Origin of the sequence: uncultured Leptotrichia sp. (genome assembly GCF_938036635.1) — a bacterium.
GTDB lineage: Bacteria > Fusobacteriota > Fusobacteriia > Fusobacteriales > Leptotrichiaceae > Leptotrichia > Leptotrichia hongkongensis.
The window spans coordinates 1-2,423 of record NZ_CALHQO010000203.1 but is presented as its reverse complement, the minus strand read 5'-3'; the positions used below and the strand labels follow the sequence as shown (position 1 = coordinate 2,423).

The following is a 2,423-nucleotide window of genomic DNA, read 5'->3' as shown; positions in this document are numbered from 1 at the left end:
CCGAGCGAGGACGCTCGAACTTGTGCGCCCGTTTTGCCGAGGCAGAACGATCCGGGGAAAAGAGGTGTGACAAAGATGTCTATAAGAAATTTTGCTACAAAACTTAAAATGAAACGTGAAGAGTTTTGGAAATACATTTCCATATCGCATAAAAAAGCCAAAAATAATAATGAGTTTGTAGACCATTTAATAGATATTCTATCAAAAAAAACAGATGAGGAAATTTTTGATTTTGAAATAATTACATTTGAATTAATGCGTGAAAGTTATAATGAAAAGTTGTGGTGTGCCTCGTATCTTGTAAACGGCGACACAGCGAGCTGGAGTTTTGATTTTTTTAGGCTATGGTTGATTTCGCAGGGAGAAAAAATATATCATTCAATTATAAAAAATCAGGATAATTTATCAAAATATATAAACATATCTTTTGAAGCAAAATTTATGACAAATTATTTTGAAAATGAAAATTTTGCTTTCATTTCAGTTTATGCCTTTACTAGAAAAAATGATTCGTATAATATTTTAAAAAAGGAAAATTGTAAAATCAATGATAAAACCATTTTCAGAGATGATTTTATTGACAGTTATAATAGAAAATTAAATGAATATAAAAGAAGAATAGGCTACATAAATAAAGAATATCCAAAAATAACCTTTCATTGGTGTACACAATTTCCTGACAGTATGAAAGAAGTTTGTCCAACTTTATTTAAAAAAATGTATTTTTAAAAAAATAAGGGAGTGTCTCAATTTATGGGACATTCCCTCTTCTCTAATGAGATTTAGTATTTTATATGTCTTTTCTTTATTTATTTTTGCAGGATTGCTCATTGCCGCAAAACCTTACCTTGCAATAAAGATTTATCCTAATAATTAAAATTATGGCAAGATTGCTACGCAATAACCTATGGCTAGTCTACGACATTTTTCTGCACTGCCAAAAAACTCGCTATGCTCAGACAGTTTTGCCAGCACAGAAAAATGCTCCGACAGATTAGCTTATGCTAGACTCTGTTTAAAAAATGAAAATTATATCTTAGATTACTTGAAAATATTATGTTTATATCCTTTATTGAAAAAGTTTGTAATAAATTCGTTATGTAAATGGAAAATAAAATTAATGTAAAATAATTAATTCCTTATTACTTTTATTTAATATTTCTCTACCATCTTTTTTAACTACAACGTCATCTTCAATTCTAACTCCGCCCCATCCGTCAAAATAAAGTCCTGGTTCAGAAGTTACAACCATGTTTTCTTTTAGTTCAATATGTGAAGCGCTTGATAAGTAAGGTAATTCGTGAATTTCAGCACCGATTCCGTGTCCCAGTCCATGTCCAAAATACTCGCCATAGCCTTTTTCAGTTAAAAAGTTTCTAACAGCTTTGTCAACATCATCTGACATTATTCCTTCTTTTATAGTATTGACACCCAATATTTGTGCTTCTAGAACAGTATTATAAATTTCTACGTGTCTATCAGAAATATTGTCCCCATAGTAAACAGTTCTTGTCATATCTGATACATATCCTTCATAATATGCCCCAAAATCCATTGTAATAAATTCTTCCTTTTGAATCTTTTTGTCAGAAGCTACTCCGTGTGGCATAGCTGAACGGTATCCGCTGGCAAAAATTGTAGTAAATGAACGGTCATCAGCACCTAATTTTCTTTGAATGTATTCCATATATGAAGAAACTTCCTTTTCAGAAACGCCTTCCTTTATAATTTTTAAAGCTTCTGAAAAAGCCACATCACTAATTTCCACAGCCTTTTTAATAAGTGCAATTTCTTCTTCTGATTTTACCATTCTTTCCATTACAAGTTTATTTCCAACTGGCACTAATTCTACTTTGAAAATGTCTTTTATCGTTTGATAAAGAGAAAATGACACATTCACATCCTCAAATCCCACATTTTTTAGCCCAAATTTCTTTATATATTCTCCAACTGTCTGAAGTGAACCACGTGAGACTTCCACAAATTCAAATCCCATTTCACTAACTTGTTTAGTCGCCTGTGTCTTGTATCTAAAATCCGAAAAGAAAAAATTTCCATTTTTTGTCGCAAGAGCAACTCCAGTTGTCCCAGTAAACCCAGTAAAATATCGAAGATTATACAAGTCTGTAATAAACAATCCATCAATATTTAATTCATTTAAAATTCTTGATAATTTTTCAGTTCTTTTTTCCATGTTTTTTCCTCTTTTTTATTAAAATTTTTTTACTTTTAAAGTGTAACATAAATTCAAAATTTTTTCTATTTATTTTTTCTTGAATGGGCTCATTCTCTATGGAAAATAAATAGAAAAAACTTTAAATGGTTAGATTGTATATACAAGTTTGATACCTTTAGTGATATGTGGGCTTTAACAAATAAAGAAAGACATCAAAATATTGATGATGCCTTTGTTATATGTGCTG

2 protein-coding genes are annotated in these 2,423 nt (G+C 30.3%); one reads left to right on the top strand and one right to left on the bottom strand.

All coding sequences use genetic code 11. The features are described 5' to 3' along the window. Window positions 1-75 precede the first annotated feature (75 nt). Entirely contained in the window at window positions 76-729 is a 654-nt protein-coding gene (locus Q0370_RS03975; protein WP_299572427.1) for a DUF4240 domain-containing protein, read from the top strand. 388 nt (window positions 730-1,117) lie between these two features. On the opposite strand, the gene Q0370_RS03970 is transcribed toward Q0370_RS03975, so the two are convergent. Beyond that, complete coding sequence (locus Q0370_RS03970; protein WP_147006159.1) at window positions 1,118-2,194, bottom strand: Xaa-Pro peptidase family protein; 1,077 nt, start codon at window positions 2,192-2,194, stop codon at window positions 1,118-1,120. Between the last annotated feature and the right edge of the window lie 229 nt (window positions 2,195-2,423).